Origin of the sequence: Usitatibacter palustris (assembly GCF_013003985.1) — a bacterium.
In the GTDB taxonomy this organism is placed as follows: domain Bacteria; phylum Pseudomonadota; class Gammaproteobacteria; order Burkholderiales; family Usitatibacteraceae; genus Usitatibacter; species Usitatibacter palustris.
Map to the genome: position 1 here is coordinate 2253945 of NZ_CP053073.1, position 22257 is coordinate 2276201.

Sequence of the window (22257 nt, forward strand, 5' to 3'; positions counted from 1 at the left end):
CTCCTTAAAGTAACGATGGCGAGCAATTGTGTTAATCAACTATTCACGGTTATTAACATGACGATTCGGCATGATTGGCGGCATGAGTCCGGGATATGACGTTGCGATCGTGGGGCTCGGCGCGATGGGCACCGCGGCGCTGAGTGCCCTGGCGCGTCGGGGTGCGCGCGTCGTGGGCATCGAGCGCTTCGCCCCCGGCCACGACAAGGGCTCCTCGCACGGTCGGACGCGCGTCATCCGGCTGGGCTACATGGAGCACCCGTCGTACGTGCCGCTGCTCCGCCGGACCTACGAACTTTGGCCCGAGCTGGAAGCCGCGAGCGGCCGGAAGCTGCTGCACCTCACGGGGATCGCGGAGATCGGGCCGCCGGACGGAAGCGTCGTTCCCAACACGCTGCTCGCGTCGCGCACGCATGACCTCCCCCACGAGGTGCTGAAGGCGGGCGCGCTGATGGAACGATTCCCCGCCTTCCGCATTCCGGACGACTACGTCGGCGTCGTGCAGCCCGACGGCGGCTTCGTCGAAGCCGAGGCCGCGATCGAGGCGCAGGTCGCACTCGCGAAAGCCGCCGGCGCGGAAATCCGCATCGGGACGCGTGTGGATTCGATCGAGCGACGCAGCAAGGGCGTGCGCCTCGCGATCGGTGAGGATGTCATCGAAGCCGACCAGGTGATCGTATGCGCCGGCGCGTGGGTGAAGCGCTTGTTGCCCGACCTTCCGGTGCAACTGCGGGTCACGCGCCAGGTGCTCGCATGGTTCCAGCCGCTCGACGACGCGCTCTTCACGAGCAGCCGCTTCCCGGTCTTCCTGCTGGAGAACCGTCACGGCATCCACTACGGCTTTCCGCCGCACGGCGACGCGACCGTGAAGATCGCGAAGCATCACCACGCCGACGAGGCCGTCGAACCGGAGGGTTACGACCGCACCGTATCGGCTGGCGACGAAGCGATGATCCGCGCCGCGATCGCCGACCACATCCCGGCGGCAAACGGCAGGCTCGCTGCCGCGAAAACCTGCCTCTACACCGTGACCCCGGACGGGGACTTCATCATCGACCGGATGCCGGGCGCGCCGGACATCATCGTCGCCTCACCCTGCTCGGGCCACGGCTTCAAGTTCGCGCCGGTGATCGGCGAGATCCTCGCGGACCTCGCCACCACGGGAACGACGCGTCACGACATCACGCGCTTCGGTCTCGCGCGTTTCGTCAGGCCTTGAGCTGATCCTTGATCGGAAGCGCGCGAATGCGCTTGCCGGTCGCCGCGAAGATCGCGTTGCACAGCGCCGGCGCGATCGGCGGCACGCCCGGTTCGCCCACGCCGCCCATGTGCTTCGAGTAGTCGCCGGGAACCAGGTGCACGTGGATCGCCCGCGGCGCCATGTTCATCCGCAGGATCTCGTACTGGTGGAAGTTGTCCTGCACGACGGCCCCGTTCTTGTACGTGATCTCGGAGAGCATCGCGTTGGAGAGGCCCATGATCACCGCGCCTTCCATCTGCGAGCGGATGCGCTCCGGGTTCACCTGCGCGCCACAGTCGATGACGATGTCCACGCGCGGGATGGTGAGCGCGCCTTTCGCGTCCACCGCGACCTGGATCACGGAAGCGACATACGTGGTGAAGCTGTAGTGCGCCGCGATGCCGCGTCCCTGGCCCTTGGGCAACTTGCCACCCCAGCCCGAGGCCTTCGCCGCGATCTCGGTGACGTTGCGCAGGCGCCCGACGTCGTACACGTACAGCGACGGATCCTCACCGTGGTTCCACGTGTCGTTGAGTGTTCGCGGATCGATCTTGCGCGCGGGTCCCATGAGCTCGAGCAGGAAGTCCTTGGGATCGCGTCCGGCCGCGTTCGCCATCTCGCACACCATCGACTGCACCGCGAACGCATGCGGAATGTTGGAGACCGCGCGATACCAGCCCACGCGCGTGTGCGCCGCCGCCTCGGGATTCTCGATGCGGACGTTGGGCACTTCGAAGGGAACGTTCGCGAGCCCCATGCCGATCTCGATCGCGGATTCCACCTTGGGATCGGGCATGAAGAGCGCCATGAGCGTGGGCCCCACGCTGCGATGCAGCCACGCGACGGGCTTGCCCGACTTGTCGAGGCCCGCCTCGAGGTGCTCCACGGAGACCGTGTGATAGAACGAATGGTGCAGGTCATCCTCGCGCGTCCACACGACTTTCACGGGCTTGCCCGGCATCTCGTTCGCGAGCAGCGCCGCTTCGACGGCGAAATCCGCCTTGGACTTGCGTCCGAAGCCGCCACCCAGCAGCGTCACGTTGATGGTCACGTCCTCGGGTTTCATCCCGAGGCGCTTGGCGACGTCGTTGCGTGCCGCCTGCGGACTCTGCGCACACGTCCACACTTCGCACTTGCCGTCCTTCACGACCGCGGTGGCCGCGGGCGGCTCCATCGGTGCCTGCGCGAGGTGCGGGATGTAGTAGTCGGCCTTCAGCGTCTTCGCCGCGCCCGCCATCGCCTTGTCCACGTCGCCGTGCGTGCGAATCACCTTGCCCGGCTTCACCGCCGCCGCTTCCATGCCGGCGCGATATTTGTCGGAGTCGTACGACGCGTTCGCGCCGCCGTCCCATTCGATCTTCAGCGCCTTGCGGCCCTGGATCGCAGCCCAGGTGTTCTCGGCGATTACCGCAACACCCGCGAGCGGCGCGAAGGCCGCGGGGATGTCGGTGCCCTTGATCTCGACCACGTTCACCACACCCTTCACCTGGCGCGCGGCGGTCGCGTCGAACGACTTCACCTTGCCGCCGTACACCGGCGAGCGCGCGATCACCGCGAAGAGCATTCCGGGCATCACGACGTCCTGCGCGTACATGCCCTTGCCCGTCGTCATGTCGAAGCCATCGACGATGGGCGTCTTGCCCTTGCCGATGTAGCGGAAGTCCTTCGGGTCCTTGAGCTTGATCGCGGCGCCCGTGGGCACGGGCTGCTTCGCGGCATCGGCCGCGAGCTCGCCGTAGCCCGCCGTCTTGCCCGACTTGGCGTGCGTCACCACGTGGTTGGCGGCCTTCACTTCCGAAACCGGCACGCCCCACTTGGCCGCGGCCGCGCCTTCCAGCATCTGGCGCGCTGCCGCGCCACACCGGCGCATCGGCGTGAAGAAGTGGCGCGTGGTGCGCGAGCCGTCCGTGTCCTGGTTGCCGTACTTCTTCTCGTCGCCGGGCGCCTGCACGACGCGGATCTTGCTCCAGTCGGCTTCGAGCTCGTCGGCGATGATCATCGTCACACCGGTGCGCACGCCCTGCCCCATCTCAGCGCGATGGCAGGTGACGGAGACGATGCCGTCGGGCGCGATGGCGACGAAGACGAGCGGGTTGTCGATCCATCCATTGGGCATGCCGTCGGCACCGTACTTCGGCGGATCCGCGGCGAATACTTCATTGATGCCTCCGGCGAGGGCGAAGCCGCCCGTCGCGGCGATCGCCTGGAGGAAATCGCGGCGCGTAACGAAAGTGTCCATGGTCAGGCTCCCTTCTTCGCGACTTGTTCGATCGCAGCCTTGATGCGCGGATACGTGCCGCATCGGCAGAGGTTGCCGGCCATCGCGTTGTCGATGTCCGTGCTCGACGGTGACTTGTTCGCTGCGAGCAGTGCGGCCGCCTGCATGATCTGACCCGACTGGCAGTAGCCGCATTGCGGCACACCCTGGTCGCGCCACGCAACTTGCAACGGGTGCTTGCCATTCGGATCGAGTCCCTCGATCGTCGTGATCTTCTTGCCGGCGACCGTGCCGATCGGCGTGAGGCAGGCGCGAATCGCGGCGCCATCGACATGCACGGTGCAAGCGCCGCACAGGGCCATGCCGCAGCCGAACTTCGTGCCGGTCATCTGCAGGACGTCGCGGAGATACCAGAGCAGGGGCATTTCGGGGTCGCCATCGAACGACAGCGGCTGCCCATTGACCGTGATCGAAACCATGGGGTCACTCCTCCAAAGGTTGATGGTCGGGACGGCCTCTCGTGCGGGCCGCTTGATTCGACTGAATCTATGCTTCCGCGGAGGCGGATGCAAACCTCAGGTTTGCGAGCGCGTGATCCACTTCGTGACGGTCGGCGGATCCCACTCGGCCATGCGGTCGATGAGATCGCCGGGCGAAACGCCCACCACGTACATCTGCGCGTTCTCGCGTCGCACGAACGCCTCGGAGACCGCGTGGTCGAGAAACTCGAGCAGCTTGTCGTAGTAACCGCCGGCGTTGAGGATGCCGCAGGGCTTGCGGTGGAGACCTAGCTGCGACCACGTGAGCACCTCGAAGAGCTCCTCGAACGTGCCCCATCCGCCGGGCAGCGCGATGAAGCCGTCGGAAAGCTCCGCCATCAGCGCCTTCCTCTCGTGCATCGACTTCACGACGTGCATCTTCGCGAGGCCCTTGTGGTCGACCTCTTTCCCCATCAACACCTCGGGGATGACGCCGATGACTTCGCCGTCGGCCAGGAGCGCCGCGTCGGCCATCACGCCCATGAGGCCCACCGAGCCTCCGCCGTAGACCACGCCGATGCCGCGCTTTGCGAGTTCACGCCCCAGCGCCTTCGCGCCTTCTTCGTAGGCGGCGTTCGCGCCGAAGCTCGAACCGGAAAAAACACAGAGGCGTTTCACTTCGTACTCCCTTTATTGGCCAGTAAGTCCAGATACGCGCCCTGCAGCAGTTGCGCGCGTTCGATGCCGAGCGAAGCCATGAGGCTTTCGGCGACGGCGTGGCCGGCCTCGAGCGTCTCGCCTTCGGCAAGCACGACCTCCAGCTCGATGAAATCACCGAGGCCTTCCACCGCATCCAGGTGCACGCGCGTGCGATCGACAATGTAGAGGCGGCGGCGCTTGCGCACGCGCCCGATGACACCGACGGCGCGTGCGAGGCTCTCGCGAAGCCCAGCGGGATCGGGCACCGGTGTGAGCACGTAGTCGCTCGCCTTCGGCCCCGCGTCGTCGGCGCGCGTGTAGTGGATGAGCTCGCCCCGGCCATCGGCAAACTCGCGCAGCTTCAATCGCCCGTGCGCGGCGGCGAAGAAGGTGTCGTCCTGCACGAGGTCCGTCGGTCCCTCGGTGGCGATGGCGCGCGCGCGCCGCTCAGTGGCGGCGGGATCGATCACCCTCGCCTTGATCTCGATGTTGCGCGGCACGGAATCAACAAGCCACGGGGAATGGGCCGTCGGTGAATTCCTGCTCGTGGTAGCCCTTCTTGCCGATGCTGCGCGCGAGCGGGCTGAGGAAGCTCTCGTTCGCCCGCAGCAACGCGACCACGCGCGCGAAATCGTAATGCGGCTTCCACCCCAGCTCGCGGCGCGCGCGCTCGTTGCTGTAGACGCGATCGAGGCTCGGGAACATCGACCAGCCGCGGCGCGCGAATTCCTCCACGTACTCGGGAACGTAGCGTGCAAGGACGGCGGGCGCGTCGCGAGAGAGCTCCTCGAGGTCGTCGGGCTGGAACGGCGTGGTGGCGCTGATGATGTAGCGCCCGAAGCCCACGGCGGCTGCGCGCTCGATCGCGACCTCGTGCGCATCGACCACGTCCTGGATCTCGACGCGGCGATGGAGGAACTCGTTCACCTTCACGTTGGCGTCATCGAAGCGGCGGCGCGTGTCGGCGTCGTCATCGATCTCGGGGAAGAAGCGCGAGGTCTTGAGGATGACGCACGGGATCTTCTCGCGAGCATGGAAGAGCTCGCAGAGATCCTCGGCGGCGACCTTGGTCACGCCGTAGATGTTCTTCGGTTGCGGGCGCAGCTCTTCATCCACCCACACCGAAGGCGCGCCGGGCGCCGGGTTCATCGCGCGGCCGAACGTGCTGGTGGTGCTCGTGAAGACGAACGCCTTCACGCCCGCGGCGGCAGCTTCTTCAAGAAGATTCGACGTTCCCGTGATGTTGGTGTCGATGAAGTCCTGCCGCGTGTGCGTGGCGACGTGCGGCTTGTGCAGCGTGGCCGCATGCAGCACGGCCTCCACACCGCTCATGCGCTCATGCACGAAGGCTCGGTCGGCGATGGAGCCGACGTGGCCGGTGAAAGGGCCCGGCTTCACATCCAGGCCGATGATTTCATGGGACTTGTCGCGCAGGGTGCGGACCAGCGCTTCTCCGAGATGGCCGCTGGTGCCCGTAATGAGGATCTTCATGCCTCGAATTTTGCCATTACCGGCAACCGGCCGCGCGTGACGAGAAGATGTAGCGATCCATCGGCTTGTCGACCGCGATCGCGTCATCCCGATAGATCATGCGTCCCGTGTTCGTGTCCGTGAAGCTCAGGATCAATTCCCCCACCTTGCTGGGCGCGCCGACGAAGGCGCTGTTGATGGTCTCGGCGCTGTTGTTCGTCGCATCGAGCGGCCGGAAGAGCGGCCCTCCGACGGCGTCGAGGGCAACGCCCGTCGTCTTGAAGAGATCGCCCTTGTAGCTTCCGTCGGGCTGGCGCACGAGTGACGACGCCGAGCGCCACATCGGAGCACGCGCCCGGTCGTAGGTCATGATCACGGCGAACATGATGTCCGCTTCATGGGACGCGAACAGGCCCCAGCCTGCCTCGGACGCCCGGTTCCACGCGGCCGCGAAATCGCCCGGCGGATTGTCGGATAGCCCGCAGGTCTGCGACTGCGAAGTGAACCGCATGCGCGAAAGCCCGTTCGCGATCCGGATCGGCCGCCCATCGAGCACGATGTCGAGCGAGATCTGCGCCCAGTCCGGCGAGTTGAAGCTCAGCACGGCATTGCCGATATCGACGACGTCGGAGGGATCGAGGATCGCGGGACGCCCCGTGGCCTGGTCGAGCGGCAGGCCCTGCTTCACCCGGTAGATCCGTCCGTGAAAGCCCTCGTCGGGACGCAGCCTGAGATCGGGACCCACCAGCCACAGCGGTTTTCCGCTCGTGTCGTGCGTGAACCAGATCGCGAAGATCGTCTCGCCCTGCTGCGTGATCGACCAGCCCTGGCCGGGTTCGCGCGGGTTGAACCACAGTCCGGCGCCGAAGCCTCGCGCGCGCCACGTCGTCGGGGAAATGGCCGCGAGCTCGAAGCGCGTTTCCTTGATGGAACGAGCGGCGTCCGCCGTGGCGGGATTGCCGCAAGGAACGCCGTTCGGGCACTGGAGCCGGGGATTGCTGAAGAAGGACCCCGGCGGGAACCCGATCATCGCGTCGCCGATGTTCGAGTTGTTCGCCGTCGCGATGAAGCCGCCCGAATAGGGAAACCGGCCAAAGCTCGGACCGCCAACCCCGTCCCCGTGGGTGAGCCCCATGAGGTGGCCCAGCTCGTGCGCCATCAGCATGCCCAATGAGGCGATGTTGGCGAAGATCGTTTGCCCCGCCGCGTTCGTCGACCGGTACACGCCCGGCGCATCGAACACGAACGCAAAGCTCCGGTTATTGAAGGCCCACATGTTCGCGGTGTCGAGGAAGCGCGGCGAGTTCGCGAATCCGCACTGATTCGCCTTGCAGCCGATCTCGTTCAGGCTTTCGTTCACATCCGCCACGACCAGCAGCAGGTCACCACCCCTCACCGTCGAGATGTTGCGCATGTCCGGGTGGTCGACATCCGCAGGCTTCGTGGGCTCCCACGCGGAGTCACGCACCAGGTCGAATCGAAGTTGGACGCGGGTATCCGACTGCGCGTAGATGCGGTTCGCATGGGTCGTCCCGGCACGAAGCCGCGCCATCGCAGGCTCCCACCCGCCGTGCGATGCGATCCAGGCCCGGGTCGGCCACACGAGGACATCCACGATCGCCCACGTGTCGGAATCCTGCGCGCCCTGGTTGAACAGCGCGTCGGACGACTCGCAGACCGGCTCGGTGGCATTCAGGGCGAAGCGGCAGATGCGATTGCCTCCCGCAGGCCCGAGCCCATGCGCCGACCCCACTGCCACCGTCAACAGCAGGGCCAGGGCGATCTGTTTGCACGCGTGGACCATGAGTGCCGCCATGGTAACGGCTCACGCATCACGGCCGTGTGCAGAATATTCTGTTGAATGAAAGTGACTGACGCGAGAGACTGGGTCATGAGATTTCTTCACGCCGCCTGCCTGCGAATTGCGGGCAGTCTCGCCATCGCGATCGCCGTCCTGGCCGCACCCGCAGCCTGGGCCGCGACGCTCGCCGTGCCGCCCCCCACGAACCTCAGCGATCACTGGTGGATCCCGGCAGAAAGCGGCTGGGGTCTCTACCTCACCCAGCACGACGAGCGCGTGCTCTTCGGCCTCCTGTTCGTCTATTCCGAAACGGGCCGCGCGCAGTGGTTCGTGATGCCCGAGATGAAACGTGGCGAGGGAGCGGCCCCGGTGTATTCCGGCGCGCTCTATTCCACGAACGGCTCGCCGATCGGCACGACTTTCAATCCGGCCTCGACGCTTGTGCAGCAGCGCGGCCAGGCGACGATCACGCCGCTGCTCGACGGACGCGCGCAACTGCGCTACAGCGTGGACGGCACGACGATCGAGAAGACGATCCAGCGGATGGACGTGGTGGCACTCCCGATCGATGGGGCGTACTCCGTGCGACTCGCCGCGAGCGAGACGACGTCGTGCAACGGTCAAACAGCCCCCGACCGCGAGATCTGGCGGATCACGCGCACGGCCACGGGCTACGAGTTCTCGCGGGCGCGTTACGGGGAGAACCCCAGCACGCCGCGCCCGCTCCAGTACACGCAGCACGGCAACGCGGCCACCGCCTCGTTCGCCGAGCCGTCGTCGCCCGCGCGCGGTAGCTGGACGCTCGTGCTCGACAGCCTCACGGGCTACGCCCTGAACGGCACGTTCGCCTTCATCGAGGATTCCCCGATCGGCGGTTGCACGATGCGGGGCAGCTTCTCGGCCACCCGGGATTTTCCGCTCATCTCGGAACCGGGCTATCTCGGCGACCAGTATTGGGACCCGGTCGAATCCGGTTGGGGACTCTCCGTGAGCCACGGAAGCTTTGGCCTCTTCGCGATCCTGTTCGTCTACTCGAGCGAGGCGCGCGACGCACAGGGCCGAGGGCTCGCGCAGTGGTACGTGATGCCCGAGATGAGCCCCTTGCCGATCCCCGAACCCGTACCGGATCCTCCGCCGCCTCCGTCGGGCTACAGGGGCACGATCTACGCGACGCAGGGAACGCCGTTCACGCAGCCCTTCAATGCGGCCGGCGTCACCCTCACATCCATCGGCGATGCGACCCTCAGCACTATCTCCGGGACCACCGCGACGCTGACCTATCGCATCGGCGCCCAGAGCGTCACGAAGGTGCTTCGGCGCTTCGAGACGGCCCCGCTGCCGCTGGTGGGGCGATACCGCGTCAGCATGAACACGTTCATTTCAGCGTGCAGCCTGCGACTGACGATCGATGAAACCTGGACGTTCGAGCGCGCGGCGGACGGCGGACTCCTTGTATCGCGAACGGACGTGGACGGCGCGGTACTCGGCGTGCGGGAACCCGTTCAACTCGCGCAGCTAGGCAAGCTCGCCCGGCTGAATTTCTCGTCGGCGCACGAGGGCACCGCCCGCAACTGGTTCGTGGCCTTCGAGCATGTAGGCGCGGGCGGGCTCGGTGGCGGATTCACGCGCACGATGACGGACGGCTCCTGCTACGCCAACGGAACCTTCGCCGCCGCGAGAGTGCCCGCCGCGAGTCCGTAAAGCGCGTCTCACGCTGCGAGCGCTACGGCATCGGCGCCGGCCGCGAAGCGCAACTGCCGCGACGTATCGTTCGCCGCCCTGAAGACCACCTCCGCAACGTCCTCCGCTGTCGTCACCGCGCCCGGATTCGCGAACCCCGCGAAGATGCGCTGCGCGAACGGCGCGTACGGCTCGGTGATGAGGCCGTTCATGCGATCGCCCGAGTTGGCCGTGAAGTTCGTGTTCGGACCGTAGCCCGGCTCGACCAGCTTCACGCGGATGCCGAACTCGGCGGCCTCGTGCGCGAGCGAGGCGGTGAACCCCTGGATCGCGGTCTTGCTCGCGGTGTACGCGGCGACCAGCGGGAACGGTGCGAGGGTGGCGCTGGAGGTGACGTTGATGATCACGCCGGCGCCGCGCTCCCGCATCTGGGGTATGACGCCGCGCGTCATAGCCATCGTCCCGAACGTGTTGGTCTCGAAGACTTCGCGAATCGTGTCCATCGGCGTCGCCTCGAAAGCGCCGAACAATCCGATGCCCGCGTTGTTCACGAGCACATCGATGGGGCCTGCGGCTTCGAGTGCGGCGGCGATGCTCTTCGGGTCGGTGACGTCGAGGGGAAGGATGCGCAGGCGGTCGGACGCGGGAAGAATCCCCTCCTTCGGCGTGCGCATGGTGGCGACGACGTTCCAGCCGTGCCAGAGGAAGTAGCGGGCGGTCTCGAGGCCGTAGCCGGACGAGCAACCGGTGATGAGGACGGTCTTCATGGCGGTCTCCGTGGGTGCGTGGTTGATGGACGCCACGATAACCGCCCTGCTCAGGACGTTCTACAACGAACTGTCCGTATTTTGTTTGTATTCGTCCTACTGACGCAGGTTCGCCGGCAGCTTGAGCTCGCCCTGCGACTGGAAGCTCGTGGACCCGAACATCGGCCCGTTCAGCTTGCCCTCCATTCGATAGGTGATCTTCTCCGGCGCCTGGCCGCCCGCGAACATGCCGAGCGCCGACTGCACCAGGCGCAGCGTGGATGCCGTGAGGGGGATGCTCACGATGGCCTCGCTGAAGCGCGGAATGGTGCCTCGAGCGTCGCTCACGCCGCTCGCGAACGTGCTGCCCTGGACTTCGAGCCTCAGGTAAACCCCGTCGTACTCGATCGGCAGATCGTTGGGGTTCTGCACGCGAAGCTTCACCAGCATGCGAAGCTCCATGCCCTCCGACGGCAGCGACTCGATGTCGGCGACAGTGACCTGGACCGGGTCGCGGCCGGGCATGCCGGCACAACCGCCCACGAGCAGCGCGATGCTTGCTACGAGTACTGACAGGAAGTTCGTTCTCATGGGGGTAGGACGCCCGATCGGAGCAATAGGTTTCCCGATCCTAGTTCATTGTTGGTGTCCGGCGACGAGCCCGAGGGCATACAGCGCCAGGGCGATGGAAATACCTGCGAGCGGGACGCTGAAGAAGTTGTTCTTCGACAAGACAGCGAACGCGACCAGCGTCACGAGCCCCACGCCCTGCAGGAACGCCGAGCCGAGCAGCACGTCCGGCCGGGCGACCGCGAGGTACCCGTACACCAGGCCGAACAGGATCAGCGACATGCTGTGCGTCGCATTGAACCCGATCCACGCATTCCACACCGTCGTCTCGCGGGTGATCACCATCGTCGTGGCCTTCATGGCATCGACGACAGCGGGATCCCGCGGCAGGAGCTTCGGCCCCCAGTAGGTGTAGAGCAGGTGCAGGCTTCCGAGGACGAGCGGGATGAAGGCGCTCGCACCCACGAGGACGGTCTTGATCGGCATGGCGGTTCCTTGAGAGGTGATCGAAGGCGCCACGATAGCCATCCGCGATCGGACGCCCTACAATCGGTCGTCCCAATTTCATTGGCGAACGTCCGGCGATGCGGCCCAAAGACAAGATCCAGCAGGAGCTCGACGCCGTCGTGGGCAAGAGCTACGACCCGCCGCGACGCTGGGGCGCCACCATCTCCAAGTGGGCGGTGGCCGCGGTGCTGGGCATCGCCGCGTGCGCGGTGATCATCTGGATCCTCGACGTGCATCTGCGGAAGGCGAAGACCGAAGCGGCCGAGGCGGCGGCGAAACGTCCGGTGCAGGTGCAGATCATCCCGGCGAAGAAGCCATGAGCGATCCCCTCTCGGAAGTCATCGCGCTGCTGCGGCCGCGCACCGTGTACTCGAAGGCCATCAGCGGCGCGGGCCGCTGGGGCGTGCACTACTCCGACTTCGGGTATCCCAGCTTCTGCGCCGTGCTCGAGGGGCGCTGCCAGCTCACGCTGGGCGGAATGAAACCCACGACGCTCGAGTCCGGCGACTTCGTGTTCCTCCCGACCACGCCCAGCTTCACCATCTCCGGCTTCGAGCCCTACACGCCCAAGCGCGTCGACCCGAAGACCGCACCCTCCCCTGACACCGAGGTCCGCTATGGCACGAAGGGGGGGAAGCCCGACGTGCGCATGCTCGGGGGTTACTTCATTTTCGATTCGGAAGATGCGGCGCTGCTGGTGTCGCTGCTGCCGCCGTTGATTCAACTGCGCGGTGTCGAGCGGATGCTGACGCTGGTGCGGTTGGTGAACGAGGAGTCCAAGGATGAACGGCCTGGGCGGGAGCTTGTGCTGGCGCGGTTGATTGAGACGTTGCTGATTGAGGCGCTGCGCTCGACGCCGAGTGAGGATGCTCCGCCTGGGCTACTGCATGGGTTGGCGGATTCGCGGCTCGCCGCGGCGATACGGCACATGCATGGTGAGCCTGCCAAAGCGTGGACGGTGGAACAGCTCGCGAAGAAAGCGGCGCTTTCGCGTTCTGCGTTTTACGACAGGTTCACGAAGGCGGTGGGGATGGCGCCGATGGAGTATCTGCTCGCGTGGCGAATGGCGATCGCGAAGGAGCTGCTACGGCGGGAGGATCTGGGGATTGGGGAGGTTGCGGAAAGGGTTGGGTATGGGTCGGCGAGTACGTTTAGTACGGCGTTCAGCAGGCATGTGGGGCAGGCGCCGGGACGGTATGCGCGCGACCCGGCATCACGCGGTCGCCCAACCGCTTGAGAGCAGCTCCGCCTGCTCCAGCACCGTCTGTGTCGCCTTCTCCTGCTTGTCAGGCGGGTAGCCGTACTTGCGCAAGATGCGCTTCACCAGCACACGGAGTTGCGCGCGAACGTTCTCGCGCACCGTCCAGTCGATCGTCACGTTCGCCCGGAGCGTCGTTACCAACTCGCGCGCGATGATTCGCAGGTTCTCGTCGCCCAGCACTTTCACGGCGCTGTCGTTGGCTTCGAGCGCGTCGTAGAACGCGACCTCATCATCGGTGAGGCCGAGCTGATCACCGCGTTCGGAGGCCTTGCGCATATCTTTCGCGAGCTGGATCAGCTCCTCGATGACCTTGGCGGTTTCGATAGCGCGGTTCTGGTACTTGCGTAGCGCCTGTTCCAGCATTTCGGAGAATGACCGCGCCTGGACGATGTTGCGCTTGCTTCGCGTCCTGATCTCACCCTTGAGGAGTTTCTCCAGCAGCTCGACAGCCAGATTGCGCTGCGGCATGCCGCGCACCTCGGCAAGGAAGTCGTCCGACAGGATCGAGATATCCGGCCTCTTGAGACCCGCCGCCGCAAAGATGTCGACGACTTCATCGGACACCATCGCCTTCGAGATGATCTGACGAATGGCGTGGTCGAGATCCTCGTTCGTCTTGCGCTCGCCCGTGAGGTTCTTCGCTAGCACCGCACGCACGGCCTGGAAGAAGCCGACGTCATCTCGAATGCGCATCGCCTCAGAGTGCGGTACGGATAGCGCGAACGCCTTGGAAAGGTCGGTCACACACTGCAGCAGACGGTCCTTGCCTTCCTTCTGGGCCAGGATGTGTTCCTGCGCGGCCGGCAACAGGGAGAGCCGGGCTTGGGGCGTGCCGGCGATCCAAGGCGACCGGTCGAAACCATGGAACAGGCCGCAGGTCACCTCGTATTTCTCCAGCATGACCGCAACCGCCTCTGCCTGGTCGAGGGCCGTCTTGCCGGTTCCGCCCGCCTCCGTGTACGTGGCTAATGCCTGCTTGAGCTCGTCGGCAAGGCCGAGGTAGTCCACAACCAGTCCGCCGGGTTTGTCCTTGAACACACGGTTCACGCGCGCGATGGCCTGCATCAGGCCGTGGCCGCGCATCGGTTTGTCCACGTACATCGTGTGCAGGCTGGGCGCGTCGAACCCCGTGAGCCACATGTCGCGGACGATCACGATGCGGAAGGGATCGGTGGCCTTGCGGAAGCGGTCGGCCAAGACGTCGCGTCGTTGCTTGTTGCGGATGTGGCCTTGCCAGTCGAGAGGATCCGAGGCAGAACCGGTCATGATCACCTTGAGCTCACCCTCACCATCATCATCGCCATGCCACGCGGGCCGCAGGGCCACCAGTTCGCGGTACAGCTCCACGGCGATGCGGCGGCTCATCACCACGATCATCGCCTTGCCTTCCATCGTCGTGAGGCGGGTCTCGAAGTGTTCGACCAGGTCGCGGGCGACAAGCTTGATGCGACCCTGGGAGCCCACCACGGCTTCCAGCTGCGCCCAACGGCTTTTCAACTTCTCCTTGCGCTCGACCTCCTCGCCTTCGGTCGCCTCCTCGAACTCGGAGTCGATCGTCGGACGCTCGGAGTCCTTGAGGGCGAGTTTCGCCAGCCGGCTCTCGTAGTAGATCGGAACCGTCGCGCCATCGACCACCGCGCGCTGGATGTCGTAGACGCTGATGTAGTCGCCGAACACCGCGCGCGTGTTGGCATCAGCCTTTTCGATCGGCGTTCCCGTGAAGCCGACGAACGAAGCGAAGGGCAGCGCATCGCGCATGTGGCGCGCGAAGCCATCGATGAAGTCGTACTGGCTGCGGTGCGCCTCGTCGGCCATGACGACGATGTTGCGTCGGTCGGAGAGAACGGGGTGACGATCGCCCCTCTCTTCCGGGAAGAATTTCTGGATCGTCGTGAACACCACGCCACCCGATGCCACTGCCAGCTTCGCGCGGAGGTCCGCGCGGTCGGCAGCTTGCACAGGAGGTTGGCGCAGGAGGTCGCGGCAGAGCGCGAAGGTGCCGAAGAGCTGGTTGTCGAGATCGTTTCGGTCGGTGAGCACTACGAGCGTGGGGTTCGCCATCGCCGGATGCAGGATGACACGGCCGGCGTAGAAGGCCATCGTCAAGCTCTTGCCCGCGCCCTGCGTATGCCACACGACGCCAACGCGGCGATCGCCCGGCTCACCGCCCGGTTGGCGCGTCTCGTAATTTCCGGGTGGCTCGGCGGCCACGCTCTTCGCGGCACGCAGCGTCTCCTCGACGGCGACATTCACGGCATGGAACTGGTGGTAGCCCGCCAACTTCTTTACGAGCTTTCCACTGCCTGCATCCTCGAAGACGATGAAGTAGCGCAAGAGGTCGAGGAAGCGCTGTTGCTCGAAGACGCCTTCGAGCATCACCTGGAGCTCCGCCTGGTGGGCGGGCGCATCCGCCTGCCCTGTCACGGTACGCCACGGCTTGAACCATTCCTTGCCGGCGCCGAGTGAGCCGATGCGCGCCTGCACGCCGTCGGAAGCCAGCAGCACGGCGTTGGTCGCAAAGAGCGCCGGAATCTGGGCTTGATAGGTCTGTAGTTGCTGGAACGCCGACCATATTGTGGCGTTCTCGTCGGCCGGGTTCTTGAGCTCGATCACCGCGAGCGGCAGGCCGTTCACGAAGATGATTAGGTCCGGCCGCCGCGTGTGCTGCCCTTCGCACACGGTGAACTGATTCACCGCGAGCCAGTCGTTGGTGGTGGCCGCCGCGAAGTCGATGACACGGGCCTGCGCTCCGCCGATTGAGCCATCCTTGCGCCGGTATTCGACGGTCACGCCATCCACCAGCATGCGGTGGACCGCGCGGTTGCGCTCTACAAGCGAGGGCGCATCGATGCGGGTGAGCTTGCGGAAGGCGTCTTCAACGGCCCCGCTCGGAAGTTCGGGGTTCAGACGCCTAAGCGCCCCGCGAAGTCTCCCTTCGAGCAACACATCGCGGAAGTTCGAATCTATGCGCTCCGCAGCAGGCTCGCCGGCGGCGATGTCCGGGCCGTGCAGCACGGAGTAGCCGAGACCCTCCAGCCACCCGAGCGCAGCTTCCTCGACGACGGACTCGGTGAACTTGGTCATTCAGTGACCTTCTGCCCGCGTGCCCTCTCGAGCACTGGTTTGAGGTGCTCGCGAATTTCATTCACCACATCCGCAAGTTCGGGGCCCTCCAGGCGATTCTTGGCGAGGAAAGCTCGCCATTGCGCCTGGTGCGTCGGATCATTGGAGAACACGTCGCTCAGGCCTACCGGGATTCCCTCGGGCAGCTCCGTGCGGCGCCGCGCAAAAGTGGCGGCGATCGCGTTCACGAGTAGCGTTTCGTCCAGCTCATCCTCACGCAGCAGCGCTCGCACATCGAAGTAGTCCTTCTTTCGACTGTTGCGTGTCCCTAGCACGACCATCGCATGCACCTTCTCGGCGACAACCGTTTCCCGCGGGTAAGCCCGAAGCCTTGGGCTTGGGAATCCGAGGAGACTTGGGTACTCGAGCCACTGCGGCTCAGGCGTCACGGCATCGCCGATTCCGATGTCCACCTGGACGCTCACGCGGGCAGTCCCAATCCGACCCTGCAGAACTATGCGCCTGCCGCCGTACGCATCGCCCTCGCGGATGGGCTCTACCTTCGCCGACCCCGCGTCAAACGTTGCAGCGTCCGGCTCAACCGCGAAATCGCAAACTTCCCAGAAGATTTTCAGAAGCTCGTCGTCGGCCATGTCTCCGAAGCCGAGTAGATCTGCATCGCGCGTTGGCCGAAGGTTCTCTCCCAGCCAAACCAGGAGGAGAAGCGCCCCTTTGAGCACGAAGCGCTCTGCATGCGGCGAGCGCGAAAGGCGGTAGAGAAACCGCTCCACGCCGTAACGCGTCAGCACCAAGTTCGGATCGACACCGATCTCCTTGGCGTGCCGCGCAAGGCGCACCTGTACCGATCGGGCGAGGCCGTCGCGCTCGCCGCTCATGCAGAAAGCGCCTCAAGGTAAGGTCGCATCACTTTCTGCACGCGACAGATGGCCGCGTAACGGTCGAGTTCGTCCATTGTGAAGCGACGCGCCCTCCATCCCTCGCGCAGCGCCTCCATCGCCACGTCCAAGCCGATCTTGTTGCGGTACTTGAAGCAGTCCGCCACGGTCTTCGCCGGCCCGTAGATCTTTACCAGCCGGCCCTCAATCCGATGCGTCTGGGCACCGGCAGTCAGCGCCTCTCCCGTATATCGAAAGATTCGAAGCGGCGGGTATGCGAGCTTCGGCCGCCACGCCCGGCGGTCTAGTGCCAACCAAACTTCTGAGGGAAGTTGCGTACCGATGCCGTGGTACTGGAGCGCCGAAAGGAGGCAGATAACTCCCTGCGGGACTGCGGCCGCAGCTAGAGCAAGGCCATGGTTCTCCGAGACGGGCTGCTCTGGCAGTCGGTAGACCCCTCGAGCAATACGCTCGATTTGCCCCTGCTCTACGAGTCGAGTCAGGACTTGCCGATGGATCCCCTGCTCTGTGAGCTCGCGAGGCGTAACTCCGCGCGCACGGCGTGCTAGCTGGAGGGTTCGTTCTCGATTGCTGCGGGGGGGCATGTGGCAAATAATAGACAGTTATTCATAACTGTCAAGGTTTAGCCACGCGCTCGGCGCAGACCGGAGTTACTGCTTTCTCTCTCCGCCAAGCGAAGCAACGGCTGCCTTCAGCACTTGCAAACAAATCTCAGCGGTGTGCCTGTCCGGCTTGAATCCAGAACTCATCTGCTCGTAGGGGTGAATGTAGTTCCTGAAATCCCTCAAAGCGTGGCTGAATTTCTTCACGTCCAGTTTCAAGTATCCGAGCTCGCAAGCCACATCGATGAAGCTCGCAAGACTCCATTCGTAAAGTGGTTTCACGACTCCGGACTTGTCCTTTGGACTGGCCTGGGCTTGATTGAAGTCTCGTGGGTTCGCACTAGCCACGCCAAGCAATAGGCCTTCGAGAATGCTTCCGCAGTGAAAGATTACGGCCAGTGGTGAATCCGCCTTCAGGCAACGAATTGCCTCGGCAACTCTAGCCTCAAGAATAGGAACCAGCGCGCCGGTGACCTGAACCTTCTGCAGCGAAAACGCGCCAAAATCTTGCTTGAGGAACTCCTCCGCAGAATCCCTCCTTTGCATCGGCTTTCCGAGCAGTCTTTCAACCAAGTCACCAGCTCGCTGGGCGAGTGCCTGCTCCTTTGCGGAGGGCTGCTGGGCCTTGTAGCGCCAATACTCAAGCAGATCCGCAATGCTCTTCCCAACGACGGCATCGGATTCCATTTCAATAAATGCGCGGAGCCGGCGCGCCTTCGAATCACCGTTCTTTGAGTATTTATCGTCGTAAATGTCAACCCGCGCGCTCTCGCGAAAGAACTCGCTGAAGGTGCGGTTAGAGAAATCCATGACGTAGCCACTACCCATCCCGAATAGTTCCTCAAGGCACTCCCGCTCAACCATGCGCAAACTGCTCATGACGAGACAGCAGCCACTTCGGTTAGCCGCAACTCGCCCGAGATGAGCTTGGGCAGCAGCGCGTCGCGCAGAGCCGTGAGCATTCGTGATTCGCGTGCGCACTCGACGATGCGCTCATACATAGGTCTGGCGAGGTGCTCGAACGCTTGCATTACGCCAGGCGAGGGCTTAACTATCGGGATTGGCCGAAAATTCGCCTTGCTTATCTCTAGAAAAGTGGAGCCGTTCGCGCGGCTTACGATCTCGTCGTGCGCGACGCTCGCCCAGAACAGCAGGAAGAGGTTTGAAATCTCGGCCTTCGGCCTCATCGCGACAAAGCCTTGGTTGACGGCGACAGGGACCTCGGCGATTGCCAAGTACCCGATCGGGGCGCGCGAGGACAAGAGCACCGTTCCCTTGGGAAGCAGTCCAGAACCTATTTGAGCAAGACCAGCACCCGTGATTCGCCTTTCCGTATCAAGCAAAACAGGCACCGACAGACCAGCAAGGTCCTTGGGCGTTGCCCATGCACAAGTGCCGCCGTCCCAATAGGTCGGCTCAGTGGTGCTCGGCGTGCTCCCGCCCACGATGTCCGCGAGATCTCCGATAGTCCTAACCCCCCATCCCATCGGAATCTCGCCCAGCGGCGAACCTTCGAAGGAATCCGGAAAGAGAGCCGCGAGAGGCGTGGGCAGATTGGGGTTGCGACCTTCGGCTTTGGCGCGAACCGGATCGAAGTCCACAAACCACGACTTGAAGAGCGCCCGCGCCATTGCTTCCAGCGTCTCGTTCATGCGCCGGCTCACCTCGATCTTGCTGTCAATACAGTCCAAGAACTTGGCGATCCCCTCTTGCGCCCCAAGGGGTGGGAGTTCGAGTTCTAGCTCGGCAACCTGATCAAACGTGATCTGCGGAAATGTCCCAGAGCGCGATTCGGCCAAGTGCTGAAGCCACCCGGTCGTCTTTGCGCTAGTAAGGAAGTGGTACAAGAAGCGAGGGACCACACGGTTGGTCCTTGGTCGGATAACCATGAGCTTCGTCGACACGACAAAGTCCTCAGCATTGAAATCGATAAATGCCCAACGACCATTTGCCGGGCGAATCTCGCTGAAAAGTATGTCGTCGCGACAAATAGATTTCTTCGCCTGTCCAGGCCAGTTGCGTACATCTGAATAGGTCCGGTGAAGGACCTTTCCCAACAGCACATCGGACGTATTCAGGAACACAAGTTTCGCCTGAGCACGAAGATGCGTATCGGAAACCGATTCCGCAATTTCGCCTACGAGCACCGGCTCCCACTCACCCGCCATACCCAAGCTCCTTTAAGGTAGCGGCAATCGAATGATCGAGCTTTGCAGCCTCGCCTTGCTGCTCGCGCAACGTCGCGCTTAGCCGCCTCATCTTCTCCTCGAACTGCTCGCCATCGTCCTCGGCGGCCTCGGCACCGACGTAGCGACCAGGCGTGATCACGTGACCGTGCTTGCGAATCTCCTCCAGCGTGGCACGCTTGCAGAAGCCGGCCATGTCGGCGTACACCCCCGCATCCTTGTCACCGCGCCAGGCGTGGTAGATGCCCGCGATTCTCGCGATATCTGCATCGAGCAGTTCGCGGTGCGTGCGATCGGCCATCGTGCCCAGCTTGCGTGCGTCGATGAACAGCGTCTCGCCCCGTCGATCGCGAAAGCGGCCGTTCCTCTTGTTGCGAGCAAGGAACCAGAGGCATACAGGGATCTGCGTTGAATAGAAGAGCTGTCCCGGCAGCGCCACCATGCAGTCCACGAGGTCGGCCTCGATGATGGCCTTGCGAATCTCGCCCTCGCCAGACTGGTTCGCCGACATTGAGCCGTTGGCGAGCACGAAGCCTGCGAGCCCAGTGGGCGCGAGGTGGTGGATGAAATGCTGCACCCAAGCAAAGTTCGCGTTGCCCGCGGGGGGCACGCCGTAGACCCAACGCTTGTCGTCCTTCAGCAGTTCGCCGCGCCAGTCGCTATCGTTGAAGGGCGGATTGGCCAAGACGTAGTCGGCCTTGAGGTCCGGATGCTTGTGTGCGTGGAAAGTGTCGCCGTGCCCGATCTGTGCGTCGATGCCGCGAATGGCGAGGTTCATCTTGGCCAGCCGCCACGTCGTGTAGTTGGATTCCTGGCCGTAGATGGAAATGTCACCCAGTTTGCCCGCGTGGGCCTCGATGAACTTCTCACTCTGTATGAACATGCCTCCCGACCCGCAGCACGGATCGTAGACGCGACCTTTGTACGGCGCGAGCATCTCAACCAGTACGCGTACCACGTGCGAGGGTGTATAGAACTGGCCGCCGCTCTTGCCCTCCGCGCTGGCAAAACGTGCGAGGAAGTACTCGTAGACGCGGCCGAGCGTGTCCTTCGAGCGGTCGGCGGCGGAACCGAGCGCGATGTCGCTCACCAGGTTGATGATCTGGCCGAGGCGCTGCTTGTCGAGGCCGGGGCGCGCGTAGTCCTTGGGCAGCACGCCTTTGAGCGTGGGGTTGTCGCGCTCGATGGCGGTCATCGCGTTGTCCACGAGCTCGCCGATCGTGGACTGCGGCGCCATCGACTTCAGGTACTTCCACCGCGCCTCCGGCGGCACCCAGAAGATGCCAGCAGCACGGTACTCGTCCGGGTCCTCGGGATCGGCGCCCTGCTTCTTGTGGGCCACCAGATCGTCGTGCTTGTCCTCGAAGGCGTCCGAGATGTATTTGAGGAATATCAGCCCGAGGACGACGTGCTTGTACTCCGCGGCATCCATGTTGTTGCGGAGCGCGTCCGCCGCGGCCCACAGCTTCGCTTCGAATCCGAGGTTAGCGCCCGAGCCGTTCGCCCCGCGCTGGTCCTTCTTGCTTGCGTTTGCCATCGCTCCCCTGCGTGGGCGCCTGATCGATCGGCCCAGGTTGTTCCTGCGGGGGCAATGTTAGCGCGGGAAGCTGAGGATTGCGTCCCTTCAATTCGACTAGTAAGCGAAGTACAAGCGACGGACGTCTAGGCGCTGCGCTAGTAAGCCGGCGTCTTCCGACATGGCGGCGACGCATCGACGCGAACCTTCAGTTTGCGGACAAACCCAGCGCCCGAGCCATTGGTGTACACCACCCCCTTGTGGCGTCTTTGCAGGATCGACGGCCAGGCGCCGGGCTCGGCATGTACGACTTGAATGTGTAAGAGCGCCTCTTCGTTGGCATCCGCCGGAGGGTGTTCGACAACTCGATAGCGCGTGGATCCGTGCTCGACTTTGTCCTTGACAGCATAGTGGAGGACATGACGCGCCGCCGGACGTCGCCCTGATACCTCCGCGAATCTCGCCGCAATCGGGTCAGCGTCACCCGTATCGCGAAAGAATATGTTTGCCCGACAATTTAGGAACTGATGCTGGTTCAGCGCCTCCACATCGCCCTCTCTGCGTACGGTCACGCGGCCGCGGTCGCTGGCGGGAACCTGGTAGACATCACTGTCGTACGCCAGAAAGAGAAGCTCTGGCGTCAGAGGGAGTATTGCGAGCGTGCCAGCAGAGTGAATGCCGAAAGACCATATGCGCGGGGTCGACCGCTGGAGATGCCATCGATTCGTTAGGATCGCCGGATCATCGGATGTCACGAATCGAACGTCAGATGTATTGCGGACAAGACACACCTTCAAGTCATCGATTGCGCCCATCGCGTCGGCGAAGTTCCTCATTGCCATCTGCACGGCATCCTTGATTCCGAGCTTGTATCGAGGATCGTCTATGCCGATTTGCGACATGTCCGACATCTCTACAGCCCTTTGCGAGGCCGCTTCTGTGCGAAGGTGCTGCAGCAGCCAGAAAAGCCTAAGAACGCGAAGATCATCCAAGCCCGGCATGTGACCGCGAGCCTGAACCCGCTCGCTTACACGACCGTATTCCCCCTCAAGCGCTTGTATAGCTACCTCAAGCTCCGGATCCTTGCCATAGAAGTAGTCGCCGGAACACTGACTCTTGGTTGGCGCGCGAAATATGCACTTCCCGCGATCGATGTTAAAGAGATTAATCGCGGCGCCGTTGCACTCCGGCACCGCGAACGATCGCAGATACACACGCGGAACAAAATGTTGATTCTTATTGACTGCCATCGCTCGCGATCCGTTTCTAACTCAAGGCCGAGGGGCGGTGCGTCGCCTCATG

General features: G+C 64.0%; 20 protein-coding genes and 1 pseudogene. 4 read left to right on the forward strand and 17 right to left on the reverse strand.

Features of this window, described 5'->3' with window-relative positions:
* The first annotated feature begins 82 nt into the window (after nucleotides 1-82).
* Entirely contained in the window at nucleotides 83-1219 is a 1137-nt protein-coding gene (solA, locus tag DSM104440_RS11040) for an N-methyl-L-tryptophan oxidase (protein ID WP_171162565.1), read from the forward strand.
* Here the strand turns inward: solA and DSM104440_RS11045 are convergent.
* From DSM104440_RS11045 to DSM104440_RS11070, 6 genes are all read right to left on the reverse strand, one after another.
* Nucleotides 1209-3479 (reverse strand): xanthine dehydrogenase family protein molybdopterin-binding subunit, encoded by a 2271-nt coding sequence (locus DSM104440_RS11045; RefSeq protein ID WP_246211973.1) that lies wholly within the window; start codon nucleotides 3477-3479, stop codon nucleotides 1209-1211. The two genes, solA and DSM104440_RS11045, sit on opposite strands and share 11 nt — an antisense overlap.
* Before the next feature lie 2 nt (nucleotides 3480-3481).
* A complete protein-coding gene (locus tag DSM104440_RS11050; RefSeq protein WP_171162569.1) occupies nucleotides 3482-3937 on the reverse strand; it encodes a (2Fe-2S)-binding protein in 456 nt (151 codons plus the stop codon).
* 96 nt (nucleotides 3938-4033) lie between these two features.
* Complete coding sequence (locus tag DSM104440_RS11055; RefSeq protein ID WP_171162571.1) at nucleotides 4034-4615, reverse strand: LOG family protein; 582 nt, start codon at nucleotides 4613-4615, stop codon at nucleotides 4034-4036.
* Nucleotides 4612-5136, reverse strand: coding sequence for a class IV adenylate cyclase (locus DSM104440_RS11060; protein WP_171162572.1), 525 nt, complete (start codon nucleotides 5134-5136; stop codon nucleotides 4612-4614). The genes DSM104440_RS11055 and DSM104440_RS11060 overlap by 4 nt, the downstream gene beginning before the upstream one ends.
* Nucleotides 5137-5140: 4 nt before the next feature.
* Nucleotides 5141-6127 (reverse strand): NAD-dependent epimerase/dehydratase family protein, encoded by a 987-nt coding sequence (locus DSM104440_RS11065; RefSeq protein ID WP_171162574.1) that lies wholly within the window; start codon nucleotides 6125-6127, stop codon nucleotides 5141-5143.
* Nucleotides 6128-6143: 16 nt separating this feature from the next.
* Complete coding sequence (locus DSM104440_RS11070; RefSeq protein ID WP_171162576.1) at nucleotides 6144-7922, reverse strand: zinc metalloprotease; 1779 nt, start codon at nucleotides 7920-7922, stop codon at nucleotides 6144-6146.
* A 75-nt stretch (nucleotides 7923-7997) separates the two neighbouring features.
* Here DSM104440_RS11070 and DSM104440_RS11075 point away from each other — a divergent pair, with 75 nt between their 5' ends.
* Entirely contained in the window at nucleotides 7998-9608 is a 1611-nt protein-coding gene (locus DSM104440_RS11075; protein WP_171162578.1) for a hypothetical protein, read from the forward strand.
* 8 nt (nucleotides 9609-9616) lie between these two features.
* Here DSM104440_RS11075 and DSM104440_RS11080 read toward each other — a convergent pair whose 3' ends face one another.
* The 3 genes from DSM104440_RS11080 to DSM104440_RS11090 form a co-directional block, all read right to left on the reverse strand.
* On the reverse strand, nucleotides 9617-10354 hold the full coding sequence (locus DSM104440_RS11080; RefSeq protein WP_171162581.1) for an SDR family oxidoreductase: 738 nt from the start codon (nucleotides 10352-10354) through the stop codon (nucleotides 9617-9619).
* A gap of 96 nt (nucleotides 10355-10450) precedes the next feature.
* Nucleotides 10451-10924, reverse strand: a complete 474-nt coding sequence (locus DSM104440_RS11085) for an LEA/WHy family protein (RefSeq protein WP_171162583.1) — start codon at nucleotides 10922-10924, stop codon at nucleotides 10451-10453.
* A gap of 45 nt (nucleotides 10925-10969) precedes the next feature.
* Nucleotides 10970-11389: an LIC_13387 family protein gene (locus DSM104440_RS11090; RefSeq protein ID WP_171162586.1), complete on the reverse strand. Its 420-nt coding sequence runs from the start codon at nucleotides 11387-11389 to the stop codon at nucleotides 10970-10972.
* Nucleotides 11390-11487: 98 nt separating this feature from the next.
* Here DSM104440_RS11090 and DSM104440_RS11095 point away from each other — a divergent pair, with 98 nt between their 5' ends.
* Complete coding sequence (locus tag DSM104440_RS11095) at nucleotides 11488-11730, forward strand: hypothetical protein (RefSeq protein WP_171162588.1); 243 nt, start codon at nucleotides 11488-11490, stop codon at nucleotides 11728-11730.
* On the forward strand, nucleotides 11727-12647 hold the full coding sequence (locus DSM104440_RS11100; protein WP_171162590.1) for an AraC family transcriptional regulator: 921 nt from the start codon (nucleotides 11727-11729) through the stop codon (nucleotides 12645-12647). The genes DSM104440_RS11095 and DSM104440_RS11100 overlap by 4 nt, the downstream gene beginning before the upstream one ends.
* Here DSM104440_RS11100 and DSM104440_RS11105 read toward each other — a convergent pair.
* The 8 genes and pseudogenes from DSM104440_RS11105 to DSM104440_RS11135 form a co-directional block, all read right to left on the reverse strand.
* On the reverse strand, nucleotides 12624-15755 hold the full coding sequence (locus tag DSM104440_RS11105) for a type I restriction endonuclease subunit R (protein WP_171162591.1): 3132 nt from the start codon (nucleotides 15753-15755) through the stop codon (nucleotides 12624-12626). The two genes, DSM104440_RS11100 and DSM104440_RS11105, sit on opposite strands and share 24 nt — an antisense overlap.
* Complete coding sequence (locus DSM104440_RS11110) at nucleotides 15752-16630, reverse strand: nucleotidyl transferase AbiEii/AbiGii toxin family protein (protein WP_171162593.1); 879 nt, start codon at nucleotides 16628-16630, stop codon at nucleotides 15752-15754. The genes DSM104440_RS11105 and DSM104440_RS11110 overlap by 4 nt, the downstream gene beginning before the upstream one ends.
* Nucleotides 16627-16944, reverse strand: coding sequence for a type IV toxin-antitoxin system AbiEi family antitoxin domain-containing protein (locus DSM104440_RS19415; protein WP_246211975.1), 318 nt, complete (start codon nucleotides 16942-16944; stop codon nucleotides 16627-16629). Before DSM104440_RS19415 ends, DSM104440_RS11110 begins: the two co-directional genes overlap by 4 nt.
* A 186-nt stretch (nucleotides 16945-17130) precedes the next feature.
* A pseudogene (locus tag DSM104440_RS19660) lies at nucleotides 17131-17235 on the reverse strand (hypothetical protein); the annotation flags it as partial.
* Between the two features lie 66 nt (nucleotides 17236-17301).
* Nucleotides 17302-18132: a hypothetical protein gene (locus DSM104440_RS11120; protein WP_171162597.1), complete on the reverse strand. Its 831-nt coding sequence runs from the start codon at nucleotides 18130-18132 to the stop codon at nucleotides 17302-17304.
* A complete protein-coding gene (locus DSM104440_RS11125; protein WP_171162600.1) occupies nucleotides 18129-19421 on the reverse strand; it encodes a restriction endonuclease subunit S in 1293 nt (430 codons plus the stop codon). The genes DSM104440_RS11120 and DSM104440_RS11125 overlap by 4 nt, the downstream gene beginning before the upstream one ends.
* Nucleotides 19411-20976 carry a class I SAM-dependent DNA methyltransferase gene (locus DSM104440_RS11130; protein ID WP_171162602.1) on the reverse strand — a complete coding sequence of 522 codons (1566 nt, stop codon included), beginning with the start codon at nucleotides 20974-20976 and terminating at the stop codon, nucleotides 19411-19413. The genes DSM104440_RS11125 and DSM104440_RS11130 overlap by 11 nt, the downstream gene beginning before the upstream one ends.
* 137 nt (nucleotides 20977-21113) lie before the next feature.
* A complete protein-coding gene (locus DSM104440_RS11135) occupies nucleotides 21114-22205 on the reverse strand; it encodes a DUF4238 domain-containing protein (protein ID WP_171162604.1) in 1092 nt (363 codons plus the stop codon).
* Nucleotides 22206-22257: the final 52 nt, after the last annotated feature.

Coding starts and splice junctions, on each gene's coding strand:
- solA (WP_171162565.1), top strand. CDS start 83: ATGAGTCCGGGATATGACGTTGCGATCGTGGGGCTCGGCGCGATGGGC.
- DSM104440_RS11045 (WP_246211973.1), bottom strand. CDS start 3,479: ATGGACACTTTCGTTACGCGCCGCGATTTCCTCCAGGCGATCGCCGCG.
- DSM104440_RS11050 (WP_171162569.1), bottom strand. CDS start 3,937: ATGGTTTCGATCACGGTCAATGGGCAGCCGCTGTCGTTCGATGGCGAC.
- DSM104440_RS11065 (WP_171162574.1), bottom strand. CDS start 6,127: ATGAAGATCCTCATTACGGGCACCAGCGGCCATCTCGGAGAAGCGCTG.
- DSM104440_RS11070 (WP_171162576.1), bottom strand. CDS start 7,922: ATGGCGGCACTCATGGTCCACGCGTGCAAACAGATCGCCCTGGCCCTG.
- DSM104440_RS11075 (WP_171162578.1), top strand. CDS start 7,998: ATGAGATTTCTTCACGCCGCCTGCCTGCGAATTGCGGGCAGTCTCGCC.
- DSM104440_RS11080 (WP_171162581.1), bottom strand. CDS start 10,354: ATGAAGACCGTCCTCATCACCGGTTGCTCGTCCGGCTACGGCCTCGAG.
- DSM104440_RS11085 (WP_171162583.1), bottom strand. CDS start 10,924: ATGAGAACGAACTTCCTGTCAGTACTCGTAGCAAGCATCGCGCTGCTC.
- DSM104440_RS11090 (WP_171162586.1), bottom strand. CDS start 11,389: ATGCCGATCAAGACCGTCCTCGTGGGTGCGAGCGCCTTCATCCCGCTC.
- DSM104440_RS11095 (WP_171162588.1), top strand. CDS start 11,488: ATGCGGCCCAAAGACAAGATCCAGCAGGAGCTCGACGCCGTCGTGGGC.
- DSM104440_RS11100 (WP_171162590.1), top strand. CDS start 11,727: ATGAGCGATCCCCTCTCGGAAGTCATCGCGCTGCTGCGGCCGCGCACC.
- DSM104440_RS11105 (WP_171162591.1), bottom strand. CDS start 15,755: ATGACCAAGTTCACCGAGTCCGTCGTCGAGGAAGCTGCGCTCGGGTGG.
- DSM104440_RS11110 (WP_171162593.1), bottom strand. CDS start 16,630: ATGAGCGGCGAGCGCGACGGCCTCGCCCGATCGGTACAGGTGCGCCTT.
- DSM104440_RS11120 (WP_171162597.1), bottom strand. CDS start 18,132: ATGAGCAGTTTGCGCATGGTTGAGCGGGAGTGCCTTGAGGAACTATTC.
- DSM104440_RS11125 (WP_171162600.1), bottom strand. CDS start 19,421: ATGGCGGGTGAGTGGGAGCCGGTGCTCGTAGGCGAAATTGCGGAATCG.
- DSM104440_RS11130 (WP_171162602.1), bottom strand. CDS start 20,976: ATGGCAAACGCAAGCAAGAAGGACCAGCGCGGGGCGAACGGCTCGGGC.
- DSM104440_RS11135 (WP_171162604.1), bottom strand. CDS start 22,205: ATGGCAGTCAATAAGAATCAACATTTTGTTCCGCGTGTGTATCTGCGA.